At 35.3% G+C, this 12572-nt stretch carries 15 protein-coding genes and 5 tRNA genes; 9 read left to right on the forward strand and 11 right to left on the reverse strand.

The annotated features are described in order from the left end of the window. The first annotated feature begins 67 nt into the window (after nucleotides 1–67). Nucleotides 68–625, forward strand: coding sequence for a tetratricopeptide repeat protein (locus tag EG339_RS19380; protein ID WP_123871548.1), 558 nt, complete (start codon nucleotides 68–70; stop codon nucleotides 623–625). Between the two features lie 60 nt (nucleotides 626–685). Here the strand turns inward: EG339_RS19380 and EG339_RS19385 are convergent, their stop codons facing one another. After that, nucleotides 686–1174 carry a YdeI/OmpD-associated family protein gene (locus tag EG339_RS19385; protein WP_123871549.1) on the reverse strand — a complete coding sequence of 163 codons (489 nt, stop codon included), beginning with the start codon at nucleotides 1172–1174 and terminating at the stop codon, nucleotides 686–688. A 229-nt stretch (nucleotides 1175–1403) separates the two neighbouring features. On the opposite strand from EG339_RS19385, the gene fsa reads away from it, so the two are divergent. After that, the gene (gene fsa, locus EG339_RS19390; protein WP_066700362.1) at nucleotides 1404–2057 is read left to right on the forward strand and encodes a fructose-6-phosphate aldolase; all 654 of its coding nucleotides are present in this window, start codon (nucleotides 1404–1406) and stop codon (nucleotides 2055–2057) included. A gap of 55 nt (nucleotides 2058–2112) precedes the next feature. Here fsa and EG339_RS19395 read toward each other — a convergent pair whose 3' ends face one another. From EG339_RS19395 to EG339_RS19410, 4 genes are all read right to left on the reverse strand, one after another. Beyond that, on the reverse strand, nucleotides 2113–2679 hold the full coding sequence (locus tag EG339_RS19395; protein WP_123872730.1) for a sugar O-acetyltransferase: 567 nt from the start codon (nucleotides 2677–2679) through the stop codon (nucleotides 2113–2115). A gap of 137 nt (nucleotides 2680–2816) precedes the next feature. Then, a complete protein-coding gene (locus EG339_RS19400) occupies nucleotides 2817–3722 on the reverse strand; it encodes a GLPGLI family protein (protein WP_123871550.1) in 906 nt (301 codons plus the stop codon). Nucleotides 3723–3777: 55 nt separating this feature from the next. Further along, on the reverse strand, nucleotides 3778–5499 hold the full coding sequence (locus tag EG339_RS19405) for a M56 family metallopeptidase (protein ID WP_123871551.1): 1722 nt from the start codon (nucleotides 5497–5499) through the stop codon (nucleotides 3778–3780). A 5-nt stretch (nucleotides 5500–5504) separates the two neighbouring features. Beyond that, the gene (locus EG339_RS19410) at nucleotides 5505–5870 is read right to left on the reverse strand and encodes a BlaI/MecI/CopY family transcriptional regulator (protein ID WP_123871552.1); all 366 of its coding nucleotides are present in this window, start codon (nucleotides 5868–5870) and stop codon (nucleotides 5505–5507) included. Nucleotides 5871–6172: 302 nt separating this feature from the next. Between EG339_RS19410 and EG339_RS19415 the strand changes: the two genes are divergently transcribed. Both EG339_RS19415 and EG339_RS19420 read left to right on the forward strand, forming a co-directional pair. After that, nucleotides 6173–6514 (forward strand): DUF2511 domain-containing protein, encoded by a 342-nt coding sequence (locus tag EG339_RS19415; RefSeq protein ID WP_123871553.1) that lies wholly within the window; start codon nucleotides 6173–6175, stop codon nucleotides 6512–6514. Nucleotides 6515–6772: 258 nt separating this feature from the next. Beyond that, the gene (locus EG339_RS19420) at nucleotides 6773–7354 is read left to right on the forward strand and encodes a hypothetical protein (RefSeq protein WP_123871554.1); all 582 of its coding nucleotides are present in this window, start codon (nucleotides 6773–6775) and stop codon (nucleotides 7352–7354) included. Nucleotides 7355–7686: 332 nt separating this feature from the next. Here EG339_RS19420 and EG339_RS19425 read toward each other — a convergent pair whose 3' ends face one another. Further along, complete coding sequence (locus tag EG339_RS19425; protein ID WP_123871555.1) at nucleotides 7687–8133, reverse strand: GNAT family N-acetyltransferase; 447 nt, start codon at nucleotides 8131–8133, stop codon at nucleotides 7687–7689. Between the two features lie 195 nt (nucleotides 8134–8328). Between EG339_RS19425 and EG339_RS19430 the strand changes: the two genes are divergently transcribed. The 3 genes from EG339_RS19430 to EG339_RS19440 all read left to right on the forward strand — a co-directional run bounded on the left by EG339_RS19430 (nucleotide 8329) and on the right by EG339_RS19440 (nucleotide 10302). Beyond that, a complete protein-coding gene (locus tag EG339_RS19430; RefSeq protein ID WP_123871556.1) occupies nucleotides 8329–9042 on the forward strand; it encodes a 2OG-Fe(II) oxygenase in 714 nt (237 codons plus the stop codon). 141 nt (nucleotides 9043–9183) lie between these two features. Further along, nucleotides 9184–9447, forward strand: a complete 264-nt coding sequence (locus EG339_RS24795; protein ID WP_123871557.1) for an Ada metal-binding domain-containing protein — start codon at nucleotides 9184–9186, stop codon at nucleotides 9445–9447. A gap of 48 nt (nucleotides 9448–9495) precedes the next feature. Then, a complete protein-coding gene (locus tag EG339_RS19440; protein WP_123871558.1) occupies nucleotides 9496–10302 on the forward strand; it encodes a class I SAM-dependent methyltransferase in 807 nt (268 codons plus the stop codon). Nucleotides 10303–10584: 282 nt separating this feature from the next. Here the strand turns inward: EG339_RS19440 and EG339_RS19445 are convergent. The 5 genes from EG339_RS19445 to EG339_RS19465 all read right to left on the reverse strand — a co-directional run bounded on the left by EG339_RS19445 (nucleotide 10585) and on the right by EG339_RS19465 (nucleotide 11101). Further along, nucleotides 10585–10657 (reverse strand) — tRNA-Met (locus EG339_RS19445). A 38-nt stretch (nucleotides 10658–10695) separates the two neighbouring features. Then, nucleotides 10696–10768, reverse strand: a tRNA-Met gene (locus EG339_RS19450). A 38-nt stretch (nucleotides 10769–10806) separates the two neighbouring features. Beyond that, a tRNA-Met gene (locus tag EG339_RS19455) sits at nucleotides 10807–10879 on the reverse strand. A gap of 38 nt (nucleotides 10880–10917) precedes the next feature. Beyond that, nucleotides 10918–10990: transfer RNA gene (locus tag EG339_RS19460), tRNA-Met, on the reverse strand. Nucleotides 10991–11028: 38 nt separating this feature from the next. Then, nucleotides 11029–11101 (reverse strand) — tRNA-Met (locus tag EG339_RS19465). 101 nt (nucleotides 11102–11202) lie between these two features. Here EG339_RS19465 and EG339_RS19470 point away from each other — a divergent pair. Further along, on the forward strand, nucleotides 11203–11814 hold the full coding sequence (locus tag EG339_RS19470) for an L-threonylcarbamoyladenylate synthase (protein WP_123871559.1): 612 nt from the start codon (nucleotides 11203–11205) through the stop codon (nucleotides 11812–11814). A 54-nt stretch (nucleotides 11815–11868) separates the two neighbouring features. Continuing rightward, nucleotides 11869–12570 carry a CPBP family intramembrane glutamic endopeptidase gene (locus EG339_RS19475; RefSeq protein WP_123871560.1) on the forward strand — a complete coding sequence of 234 codons (702 nt, stop codon included), beginning with the start codon at nucleotides 11869–11871 and terminating at the stop codon, nucleotides 12568–12570. Nucleotides 12571–12572 lie beyond the last annotated feature (2 nt).

Below are 12572 nucleotides of genomic sequence, written 5' to 3' on the forward strand. Positions count from 1 at the left end.
TCTAAAATTTGAGCTTTTATGGAATTATTATTGAATTTTAGAAACTCGAATTATAAAATATAAGATTATGAAAATGCCGAAAGTTAACATCAAAAACCTATTTGCAGGTTTAATTCTTGTAGGAAGTGCAAGTTTTGTAAGTGCACAAACCACTCAAACGGACAGTGCAAATAAAACTGCCACTCAGGCTGCTGCCACTCAGCAAAACCCTACTATTGAAGGTCTTAAAAAACAAATCGAAGCCAATCCAAAAGATACAGAATCCTTAGCTAAATTGGCTACCGCTTATCAGGAAGCATCAGACTGGACAAATGCGGTTGAAACCTGGAAAAAAATATCCGTTTTGCTACCGGATTGGGCTCCGGCTTACTACAGCCAGGCTTACGCTTATCAGTCAGCTAAAGATGATGCCAATGCAAAGATGGCTTACGAAAAGTATATTGCTGCTGTAAAGCCTGAGGAAGTAGAACAGAATAAGAAGAATCTGGCATATGCTTACTTCTATATAGCCTTCTCAGAACAGCAAACTGATCCGAATAAAGCAAAAGAACATATTGCAAAATCACTGCAGTACGACCCTAACAATCAGGATGCTATAAAACTGAGCAAAGCTTTAAATTCATAACAACAAAAACAAACTTCGGAAGAAATTCCGGAGTTTGTTTTTTGCTTTTTATTAATCTTTTTATTCTATCATCTTCCCAAAGAAGTCTGTTTCACCATGCAGATGCCTGATAATTTTCTCAATATTACGCTGAATACCGGCTTCCGTTTTCAGATTATTGATATAGCGGATTAGCTCATGACGTCTTGAAGGAATCAGTTTTTCAAAATTGCTTGCTGCCAAAGGACTGTCTTTTATAGCCTTTTCCAACCGAGGATGAATCGCAATACTTCTGTCTGAATTATCATATTCCAGCACCACTTCAATGATTTCGCCAATTCTTTTGGGTGAATTTTTCAACATTATAAGATTGACATACAGCCTCCACTCGCCAAGATATTTCATCAGGTTCTGCTGAAATTCCTTTCCGTTGATAGTTCCTTTTACCGGAATTGGACTTTTATTTCTTCCTGAGGTTTCAAAAATTTTCTCCAGAACTTCTTCCGGGATAAAAACAAAAGGATTGATTCCGATAATTTCAAGAGTAGCTGTAAAAGTGGTATTTTTCATGGGATATGGTATTAAACAAAATTAGGTATTAGATTTTACATAGCCTTCAATTCTTTTATAACTTCAATTTACTTATTATTGATTACTCACTACTTACCATAAGCCCTCATATTCCTTAACTTAAGGCTATTATTTTATCACTCTGCTACTGAAGTCCACTCATGAAAAAATCATATCCCAGAACTCAATTAAATGACTTATCTTTGCAGCAATAAATCTATTTAACAAAATGAAATTTTTTATTGACACAGCTAATTTAGAGCAAATCAAGGAAGCTAAAGATCTTGGAATTTTAGATGGTGTAACTACCAACCCTTCATTAATGGCCAAAGAAGGTATTCAGGGAGCTGAAGCAATCAAAAACCATTATAAAACGATCTGCGAACTTGTAGACGGAGATATTTCTGCTGAAGTACTTTCTACAACGTATGAAGAAATGATTAAAGAAGGAGATGAATTGGCTGCAATCCACCCTAATATCGTTGTTAAAATTCCAATGATTAAGGATGGTATCAAAGCATTAAAATATTTTTCTGATAAGGGAATCAAAACTAACTGTACATTGATCTTCTCTCCGGGGCAGGCTCTTTTGGCAGCTAAAGCAGGAGCTACTTATGTTTCTCCGTTCCTTGGAAGATTAGATGATATTTCTACTGACGGATTAAACCTGATTCAGGAAATCAGATTAATTTTCGATAACTATATGTTTGAAACTGAAATTTTAGCAGCTTCTATCCGTCATTCAATGCACATTATTGACTGTGCTAAAATTGGAGCTGATGTAATTACCTCTCCACTGCCTCCAATCTTGAGCTTATTAAAGCACCCATTAACAGACAGCGGATTGGCTCAGTTTATTGCTGATTCTCAGAAACTATCTTAATTACTGACTGTTTTTTTCAGATATAAAAGTCTCGGAACTGCTTCCGGGACTTTATTTATTCATTTCCTTCAATATTTTTTACAACTTTACAAGGGTTTCCTACTGCAACAACATTCTCCGGAATATTTTTGGTAACCACACTCCCTGCTCCTATTACCGAATTATTACCAATGGTAACGCCTGGTAAAATTACAACATTACCACCCAGCCATACATTATCTCCCACCGTAATCGGATGGGCATATTCCAAGCCTGCATTTCTCTGTTTTGCATCAAGTGGATGTCCGGCTGTATAAAAGCTGCAGTTGGGTCCAATAAAGACATTATCTCCAAATTTTACTGCAGCACAGTCCAATATCACAAGATTATGATTGGAATAAAAATTTTCACCTACTTCAATATTATACCCATAGTCACACCAGAAAGAAGGTTCAATATATAGGTTTTCTTTTGTGCTTCCTAAAATTCTCTTAAGCAATTGTCTTCTTCTTTCTGTATCAGAATTCTTCAATCCGTTATATTCTAAGCACAGGTCTTTACATGCTATACGCTCCTGAATCAGTTCAGAATCATAATTCGCATCATATAAAAGTCCGGCTTTGCATTTTTCTTTTTCTGTCATCAATGGTTTCCAGTTTAAATTTGAGATTAAGATCATTAAAAATAAAAATATTTTCTATAATAAAAGCCATAGTCCTACAACCTAAAAAAAAACAGAACAACCTTTTGAGCTATCCTGTTCAGTAGAAAATAATAATTTTAGTTCACCAGATCAGGTTCTATCGGATTGTTGTCTTTCTGAAGCATGTCTTTTGTTCGCTTTTCCATTTCCTTGAGCACCTGATTAGGGTCTGAAAATTCTTTGCCGTCTGCCGTTTTCACTTTAAAAGCTACTTTTCCACCAGATTCACCGCCATTTCTCATCATCAGTTCTCTCACATTTTTGGTAGGATCATTTACATAGGCCTTCCATGCTTTCTTAAACTGGTCTTTGGTTACTTCAATATCTTTCCCATCCAGTCCCAGTATTTTTACGTTCCCAGGAAGCTGCAGTTCTTCTTCCTTCCCTAGTGTCTTTACACTTTTATTACCTACCAGCAGCATACTGTGGGATCCTGTGGCATCTTCAATTTTTACAATAAGCCCAGGAAGTCCATAAAATACATAAGGGCCGTCCTGAATAGGAATATCCGTTGTAAACCATGCCGTCCAGTCTCTTCCACCAAAACTTGTAGTTGCTTTCTGAACCTTGTATTCGCCTATTTTTTGTTGATCAGGTAAAATTTTCCATTCCAGTTTTTTATCTTCCTTAATTTTGTATTTATCCATAGAAATACTTCTGAAAAGATAGGTCTTAAAATCAAGGTACTGCTTGGTAACTTTATAGGAAACCATTCCCGGTTTTTCTGTTCTGTTCATACTGATGCTCCCACCTCCTGATTTCAGCTGCTTCTCAATATTGGCCCGTGCAGTGGAATCCGCTACAAATTTATCATGGCTGTAATAGCTGGATCCGTTTTTATCAATATCAAGCAACATCATTTCCTTCTTCACCTCTTCTTTATTATTAGAATCGGGAATAAACTTATATTCATAGAAAAACCTGTTTACCTGTGCATGTGCAAACATTCCCAGGAAGATAAAAAATAGAACTTTGTTTTTCATAATAGATGATAAAAAAGGCTTTGTCAATATGATATTGGCAAAGCCCGGTTAAACTTTATTTCTTAGTCTGAATTCTTATTTCATTCTGCGTTCCCCGCACTGCGTTTTCTTTAATAATATTGATGCTTGCAATATTTTCAGGCTTTAATGCATGGGCCTGTTCTTTGGAAACTTCAGCTCCATCAATGAAGTATTTTAAATTATCCCAGCCTTTCATATTATACTTTTTCACTCCATTCATGGTAATGTCTCCATTTCCATCTTTTTTAATGAAATCTGCCTGCATAACCATTACTTTAGGAGAACTATTTATTGTTGTGAAGCTTATATTCCTCATTGCCGTTTCTGCTTCCTGTCTGGCCTGTTCAGCAATTACTTTTGCCTGTTCAGCTACTTTTCTTGCCGCTTCTACATCAATTTTAGATTTTTCAACTTCTATTCTTGCCTTTTCGGCAGCTTTTCTTCCTATTTCCGCTGCTTCTATGTTTATTTTTGCAGCTTTCTTTCCTACTTTTTTGGCTTCTTTAGCGGCTTTGGCAGCCTCTCTTTCAATCTTTCGGAGTTCTTTTTTATCAAGAGGATCCATATTTTCAAGATCCGCCATTTGCTTTTTCCATTCAGGAGAATTAAAATATTCTTCTACCTCTTTACTGGATTCATCCGTAATATCCGTCATGGCCGAAACCAAATCATCAATTTCCTCCATTTTCTTTTCAAAAGCTTTACTGTCTGGATCCAGTTTATTTAGTTCTTTCTGTTTTTCATCCATCTTTTTCTGAAGCTCAGCCAATTGCTTGTTGGAATCTTCGGGATCAGGAAGTCTGGTACTTTCCTTTTTTTCTGATTTTTCCTTTACAGTATCTTTTTTAATTTCAGAAACTGCTTTTTTAATAGAAAGGTTAGTTTCTTCAATTTCTCTGTTCTTAGCATTTACCAGATAAGCAAAAGCTACGGTGAATAAAACCGGCAACGCAAGAATTCTATGCGCATACCCGAATTTGGTTTTTGGTTTTTGTAACATTTTAAGTCTTTTTTTAAGGTTTGAACTTAGAAACGGACTGGCTGCAGGCAACTGGGTTCCGGAAAAGTGGCTTGCTAAAAGCATCTGCGCAAATGCTTTGGTGTCCGAATTCTTTACGGCTTTTTTATCAGCCAGATATTCATGAATTAAACTAATTTCTTTTTTAATGATATGAAAGAACGGGTTGAACCAGAAAACAGCCGTCACCACTTCAATAAGAATCTTATCAAATGAATGTTTCTGTTCAATATGTACCATCTCATGTTTTAAAATCTGTTTTCCAACGGCAGAATCCAGGGTAATGGTATTCTTCCAGAAAAGGTTCTTAAAATATGAAAACGGAGCTTCAGCTAAGTCTGTACTGTAAAAATTGATTCCGTCAAAACTTTCTTTCTGAAACTGTTCTTTAAACTGCTGGATCTTGAAGATCCCGTATATAAGCTTCCCTAAAAAGTAGAAAGAAACCAATCCCAGAGCTGAAAAAATAATGTTAAAATAAAGGTTACCATTGTTTACGTTTTTTTGTGTGTTAAAATTCTGAATCTTATCAAGCAGCAAATACACATCACTATTCACTTCTATTGTAAAATCATCCACTTTAATAAGCGGCAGTAAAAGTGATATTACAATTGCCAACAGAAGATAAAATCTGTTATAATGATGGAATGTCTTGTCTTTTAAAGACAACTGATAGTACAGAAACATTACACCGGAACATAAAATTACTTTTCCAAAGTATAGAAGTATCGTCTCCATGGTTATTAGTCTTTGTTTTTAAGTTCATTTAAAAGCATTTCAAGGTCTTCTACTGTCATTTCATTCTTTTCTACCAGAAATGAAACGGCACTTTTATAAGATCCTTTAAAATAGTTTTTCACAAGGCTCTTCATGGTCTTTCCAGAGTACTGCTCTTTGGTAACCAGCGGAAAATACTCATGCTGTCTTCCGTGTACATTATAATCTACGAATTCCTTATCCTTTAATACTTTTAAAATAGTGGAAACGGTATTGGTATGCGGCTTTGGTTCTGGAAAGAGCTCTAGAATATCTTTAAGAAATCCTTTTTCCAGTTTCCATACATACTGCATTACCTGTTCTTCTGCCTTTGTTAAAGTCTGGTTTTTCATATCCTTCATTGTTCATTAAAGTGATATAAAAATGAGAATTTCTATATCACTAAGAAATTAGTTATACAAATGTAGAAATAAAATTGACTCAAACAACTATTTTTTTAGTGATAAACAAAATTAATAATTAATTACCTGTAAATCAATGTTATAATTTTCATTCAAAGATATTATTTTTTTATTAAATGGGCTGTCAGCTATTAATTAGCAGAAAAAATACAGCTTTTCATCTGAGATTCTCATTACGGAAATCCATAATAAATGCAATAGATACTACCATATATTTGGATAAAATTTAATACATGAAAACATTCTGCTATTTTCTCATCTTCTTATTGACCGTTTCCTGTTCTAAATCTGCATCTTCTGATACTTTGAAGTTTACAAAAGATGAATATTCCGGAAAATGGCCATTCTCTGTAAACGAAATTGAAGTTTACTGTTCAGGTTATAAAGAAATTTACTGCAGGGCAAGCAATGGTAAAACCTATGCACTTAATGGCTCTGCAAAAGGAATTTCCCGTAATGATCCTTCTATAAGCAAGGTTGAGGAAATATGGCTGGATGATCCTGACTTTGCTGGATTAAAAATTTCATATGGAGATTTTATTAAAGAAGGTTTAAAGATCTGTGAGAATAAATAATTAAATATTTATGAGATTTCATTTTTGAAACGAAAACATGCATTCATAAATTAAACAATAACACCATTTACAGGCATTAATTTTATTTATTATTAAGATATTTTATAAAAACATCGTCATTACAAGGTACTCAAAAACGTCATTTATACAATAATGAAGACTTTACATTGTAGATTTGTTAAAATTTATTAAATAAAAGTAAAATGAATTTGTTAAAACCGGGAAATTATATTTATTTTAGTGCCTTAAAAATTTCTCATGAAAAGATATAATTTATTGATTGTACTACTGCTGCTTATTTTTAACGTTACTACAGCACAAAAGAAAAAATCTCCCGCTGCTGATCTTAGCATATTAAAGGACACTAAATCTAAAATTGAAGCTACAGTTCCATTGGTCATTCAGCATCTTCAGACTATTGCTACAAAAGAAGGCGACAATAATATCGTTATCAACGGAAAAACTGCATTGGGAAAAGAATATGGCATCTTAGAATCTGAATGGTTTTTATACAGAAATAATATGAAAAACTGTATCCTGAACAATTCTTCCAAGAAAGCTAAAAAATGTATGGAATACCATACCCAATATCTTAGAAATACATTCATTAATTATAACAACTATATTTCCAACCTTACCAGAAAAAATGGATATTTAGGAGTGGAAGGCGACACTAAGTTTGATTTCAAGCCTGCTGATATTGCAACAAAGCTTACTGAAGCTTATTTCAACGCCAATGATGCTGCGGGAAGAATGAAAGCCGATCAGAAAAGAGAATTCCTGGGAACAACGATGAGTGACGATAACAAGCTAACTCCTTATGCCCAACTTGCTCAATAAAAGAAACAGATATACGAACCATATACAAAGAGAACTGCAAAGCAGTTCTCTTTTTTTGTGGCAAAAAATCCCCGCCAAAAGCAGTTTTGTGGTACTAATCATAAAACTTGGGGAAAAAGTAGAAATAAGGCGGAGATAATTTGCATCACTCATAAGATCAACTGTCCTACCCTTGATCTAAGAGCTGCACAAAAATAGGACTATGTGCCCTCCCCATAAAAGAATAACTGTAGAATTAAATACTAGTAATTGTAGAAGTAATACTACTTATTATGAAGTATAAATAACTAATATCGGAGTATATTATCACCTCAGCCATCATTCTTTTTTATCTATTTCCACCAATGGTAGTAATTGTGCAGGCCGTCATATTCAAATCCACAACGGGGATATAATGTATTTCCAATTTCATTTGTTTTCTCAGTCTCAAGCATTAATCCGCAAGCCCCTGTTTCTTCACACCATTGTTTACTGCGGTCAATTAATGCTACAGAAAGTCCCTTCCCTCTGTAATCAGAGTGTACAAACAGATCGCTCAGCAGCCATTGTTTTTGTAATTTGGTATAATGGAATAATTTATAAAGCTGTACAAACCCTACAGCTTTACCATCTGCCCAGGCAAGGAAAATATCAGATTCGCTATTCAGGAATCTTTCTTTAAGAAATGCTTTTCCTTTTTCTACATCAGATTCCTGTCTATAAAAAATCCGGTAAAGATTAAATAATTCTGCCGTTTCATTAAGATCTTCAAGACTCGCTTTTTTAATTGTGTAATTCATTGTTATATTCATTTTAATTAACAATGCAAAAGTATCTTTAAAGAGGACTGTATTTATCATCCAGATTTAAGTTATCAGGATAGTCCAGTAAATCAGGATCCGTTTTAAAAATATTCTCTAAAAGCTTAAATACCGCATGTTTTGGATTTTATATTTCTCTACAACTTCAGACCTTTGGCCAATAAAAACAAAACAATGACAGATCTACCCGAAAGAATTAAAAGCACAGACTGGCAGTCTGTTACAGATTCTATGCATAAAAACGGATATGCTATTCTTTCCAATCTATTATCAGATCATGAATGCGACCAGTTGATCTCCGGTTACAGCCAGCCTGAACACTATCGTAAAACAGTTATTATGGCCAGACATCGTTTTGGCCTGGGAGAATATAAGTATTTTAATTACCCGTTGCCGGAATTACTTCATACTTTACGTACCCAGATCTATCCACATCTTGCTCCTATTGCGAATGCGTGGTTTAAAGCCTTACATATTGACACATCTTTCCCATTAGAGCATCAGGTCTTTTTACAGCAATGCCATGCTAACGATCAGAAAAAAGCTACAGTTTTAATTTTAAAATATGGAGAAGGCGGTTTCAATACTTTACATCAGGATCTATATGGTAATCTTTATTTTCCCATTCAGATTGTACTGATGCTGAGCGAACCCGAAAAGGATTTTACCGGCGGAGAATTTGTCCTCACCCAGCAAATACCTAGAGCACAGTCCAAAGCCACTGTTTTAAAACCTAAAAAAGGAGACATTCTTATATTTACTACTAATTTTAAACCTGAAAAAGGAACAAAAGGATATTACAGAGTGAATATGAAACATGGAGTAAGTGAAGTGAAAACAGGAAACCGGTATGCCCTTGGCATTATTTTCCATGATGCAGAGAATTAATTCTGCCAGAAGATAGAAGCAGGAAGTTATAGTAGACAGAAAACTAATGATGAACCATTTAAATAATTACAATATAATAATATCTCAACTGCAGGCTTCAAGAACTTCTATCTTGTAACCTTTAGCTACCCTACTGGCAATATGCAACTACATTCACAACTCTCAGATGATGAACTAAGAAAAAAATTACGAAAGCAGGAAATTTGCTTGGGTGGAAATAAAAACCTGAAAATCTATGGATTACTTAACTGTAAGTCAGGAAAAAGGATGAAAAAAGAAAACAGGGTTTTCTTTACTGATGAATCTGAAGCTTTACAAAATGGATATCGCCCCTGTGGTCATTGTATGAAAGAAAGCTACAGACAGTGGAAATTACAGTATCCGCTTCTTCAAAAGCAAAAATAAATTTTTATGTAAATTAGTCGCTTGATATTGATAAAAGTAATTTACAAAATGAACCCCGAAAATAACTATATAGAAATTAACAGAAAATCCTGGAACAGCAGGACGGAGGCCCATATTAATTCCGAATTTTATGATGTTGACGGATTTTTGAAAGGAAACAGCTCCTTAAACGATATTGAGCTTAGCCTGTTAGGAGACTTAAAAGGTAAATCTATTTTGCATTTACAATGCCATTTCGGGCAGGACACCATTTCACTTACCAGACTTGGTGCAGATGTTACCGGTATTGATTTATCTGATAAAGCAATAGAAAGCGCCAAAAAACTGGCCCATGATACCAATTCAAATGCCCACTTTATCTGTAGTGATATCTACGATCTTCCTAATCACCTGAACAGACAGTTTGATATTGTTTTTACAAGCTACGGAACTATTGGCTGGTTACCGGACCTGGACAGATGGGCAAAAGTTATTTCACATTTCCTAAAACCTGGCGGAAAGTTTATATTTGTTGAATTCCATCCTGTAGTATGGATGTTTGATGACAATTTTGAAACTGTAGGATACAGATATTTTAATTCTGGGGCTATTGTTGAAACTGTAAATGGGACTTACGCTGACAGAAACGCAGACATCACTGAATCTACTGTTACATGGAACCACGGATTAAGTGAAGTAATGAACAGCCTTATCAAAAACGGACTTGAAATTAACAGCCTTGATGAATTTGATTATTCTCCTTATAACTGTTTCAACAGAACTGTTGAATTTGAACCTAAAAAATACAGAATAGCACATTTGGAAGATAAAATTCCTATGGTTTATTCCGTGATGGCTACCAAGAAGAATCATTAATCTTTCTAAATCCTTGGGTTTCCATACATTTTATCAGGATTTTTAGGCTAAGTAAACTCTATATTGTTGCCACGAATAGACAAATAAATAACTATATTGTCCCTATACAGTTGCTTTTACAAAATTATATAGATACTGTATAAATAATCCGTGAATATATTGGCATTAAAGTATTCCCGAAAACTCCAGTAATAGCCACGAAACGGCTACAAAAAAGTAAGCCTTCCTGCAAGTAACAGAAAATAAAAAGAGAAGTAATATAAAATTACTTCTCTCGTTGAGTAGCGGGAACCGGACTCGAACCGATGACCTTCGGGTTATGAGCCCGACGAGCTACCTACTGCTCCATCCCGCGGTGTATTTTTAGAGTGCCTACCGAAAGCACTTGCTTAGTAGCGGGAACCGGACTCGAACCGATGACCTTCGGGTTATGAGCCCGACGAGCTACCTACTGCTCCATCCCGCGGTGTATTTTTAGAGTGCTTACCGAAAGCACTTGCTTAGTAGCGGGAACCGGACTCGAACCGATGACCTTCGGGTTATGAGCCCGACGAGCTACCTACTGCTCCATCCCGCGGTGTATTTTTAGAGTGCCTACCGAAAACACTTGCTTAGTAGCGGGAACCGGACTCGAACCGATGACCTTCGGGTTATGAGCCCGACGAGCTACCTACTGCTCCATCCCGCGGTGTATTTTTAGAGTGCCTACCGAAAACACTTACTTAGTAGCGGGAACCGGACTCGAACCGATGACCTTCGGGTTATGAGCCCGACGAGCTACCTACTGCTCCATCCCGCGTTATTGGATTGCAAATGTACGACTTTTTTTTCAAAATCCTAATTTTTCTTTTAAATAAAGGACTTTTATGAAAACTATTTTATTATTTGTATCTTTGTTTTATGGCAAAGATATTAAAAATTTACCCCGACAACCCACAGGAAAACCTTGTGAATGAAGTTATTAAAACATTGAACAATGGTGGATTGATTATTTATCCTTCAGATACAATTTATGCGCTTGGCTGTAATATTTTTGATATAAAAGCCATGGAGAAGCTGGCTCAATTGAAAAAGATAAAGCTCGAAAAGTCAAAATTCTCTATCATCTGTAATGATCTGAGCCATCTTTCCGATTTTACGAGACCCATTGATACTTCAGTTTTCAGATTCCTGAAAAGTCATCTTCCAGGACCGTTTACATTTATCCTTGAGGCTAACAAAAACTTACCTTTAGCCTATAAAGGTCATAAAACAATCGGTATCCGTGTTCCGGATCACCCAATTCCACAGCTTATTGTTGAAAAACTGGGACACCCTATTGCCTCAACTTCCATCAGAGATGATGATGAAATTATAGAATACTCTACAGACCCTGAACTGATTGCTGAAAAATATGATCATCTGGTAGACATTGTTATTGATTCCGGGTACGGAGATAATGTAGCATCAACTATTGTGGACCTTACTTCCGGAGAACCTGAAGTGATCCGTCAGGGAAAAGGAATGATTTAGTTCAATGTTTTTGATGTTTAAAGTTCAAGGTTAAGAATTACGGTTGTAGGTTTTATGGGGCTTAATGGAAAATATTCTTTAGGAATTCTGCTCACATTTGTGCTTTTAGGCATCGTGATGCTGTATGTTTTTCCGGTTATCAGTATGATTACATGGGCAAAGTCTGTTACGGGAAATACATTTTCTGTCAGCAGAATTGCCATATGGGCCGTTTTACTCATCACATTTCTATACAGCCTTTTTATAGAGAAAGGTTCTTTTTTACTTAAAACGGAAAAGAATTACTCTATTGCCTTCAATATAAAAGCGGTAATTGTTTTATACCTTATCTGCATCTTCGGAGGAGCTGTTTTGAATGGATTGATCCAATTTTTAATCCACAAAGAGGACAGTAATAAGATCCTGCAGTTCACTTCCCTTTTTAAAAATAATTATTTTTTAATTATTTTTACCTGCTTTACGGCCGGTGCTGTAGAGGAGCTTCTGATGCGGGGATATATAAAGCCCAGGATAGAAAAAATATACAACAGTCCGCTTGCCGGGATTTTAGCCTCTGCTGCTTTATTCGGAATTCTGCACAGCACTTACGGAACCATCGGTCAGGTTGTAGTACCTTTTTTTATTGGAGTTGTTTTTGCTCTGTTTTATAAAAAATATTCAAACATTAAAATTCTTATTGTCTGTCATTTTATGGTAGACTTTATCACGCTCATGGCTATGAATTTTATTGATTTTAAACATTTATCAGTATTTTAATA

The sequence above is a fragment of the Chryseobacterium bernardetii genome (genome assembly GCF_003815975.1).
GTDB classification, from domain to species: domain Bacteria; phylum Bacteroidota; class Bacteroidia; order Flavobacteriales; family Weeksellaceae; genus Chryseobacterium; species Chryseobacterium bernardetii.

Excerpts from the sequence above, each read along its gene's own strand:
- EG339_RS19380 (WP_123871548.1), top strand. The coding sequence starts at position 68 with ATGAAAATGCCGAAAGTTAACATCAAAAACCTATTTGCAGGTTTAATT.
- EG339_RS19385 (WP_123871549.1), bottom strand. The coding sequence starts at position 1,174 with ATGAAAAATACCACTTTTACAGCTACTCTTGAAATTATCGGAATCAAT.
- fsa (WP_066700362.1), top strand. The coding sequence starts at position 1,404 with ATGAAATTTTTTATTGACACAGCTAATTTAGAGCAAATCAAGGAAGCT.
- EG339_RS19395 (WP_123872730.1), bottom strand. The coding sequence starts at position 2,679 with ATGACAGAAAAAGAAAAATGCAAAGCCGGACTTTTATATGATGCGAAT.
- EG339_RS19400 (WP_123871550.1), bottom strand. The coding sequence starts at position 3,722 with ATGAAAAACAAAGTTCTATTTTTTATCTTCCTGGGAATGTTTGCACAT.
- EG339_RS19405 (WP_123871551.1), bottom strand. The coding sequence starts at position 5,499 with ATGGAGACGATACTTCTATACTTTGGAAAAGTAATTTTATGTTCCGGT.
- EG339_RS19410 (WP_123871552.1), bottom strand. The coding sequence starts at position 5,870 with ATGAAAAACCAGACTTTAACAAAGGCAGAAGAACAGGTAATGCAGTAT.
- EG339_RS19415 (WP_123871553.1), top strand. The coding sequence starts at position 6,173 with ATGAAAACATTCTGCTATTTTCTCATCTTCTTATTGACCGTTTCCTGT.
- EG339_RS19420 (WP_123871554.1), top strand. The coding sequence starts at position 6,773 with ATGAAAAGATATAATTTATTGATTGTACTACTGCTGCTTATTTTTAAC.
- EG339_RS19425 (WP_123871555.1), bottom strand. The coding sequence starts at position 8,133 with ATGAATTACACAATTAAAAAAGCGAGTCTTGAAGATCTTAATGAAACG.
- EG339_RS19430 (WP_123871556.1), top strand. The coding sequence starts at position 8,329 with ATGACAGATCTACCCGAAAGAATTAAAAGCACAGACTGGCAGTCTGTT.
- EG339_RS24795 (WP_123871557.1), top strand. The coding sequence starts at position 9,184 with ATGCAACTACATTCACAACTCTCAGATGATGAACTAAGAAAAAAATTA.
- EG339_RS19440 (WP_123871558.1), top strand. The coding sequence starts at position 9,496 with ATGAACCCCGAAAATAACTATATAGAAATTAACAGAAAATCCTGGAAC.
- EG339_RS19470 (WP_123871559.1), top strand. The coding sequence starts at position 11,203 with ATGGCAAAGATATTAAAAATTTACCCCGACAACCCACAGGAAAACCTT.
- EG339_RS19475 (WP_123871560.1), top strand. The coding sequence starts at position 11,869 with ATGGGGCTTAATGGAAAATATTCTTTAGGAATTCTGCTCACATTTGTG.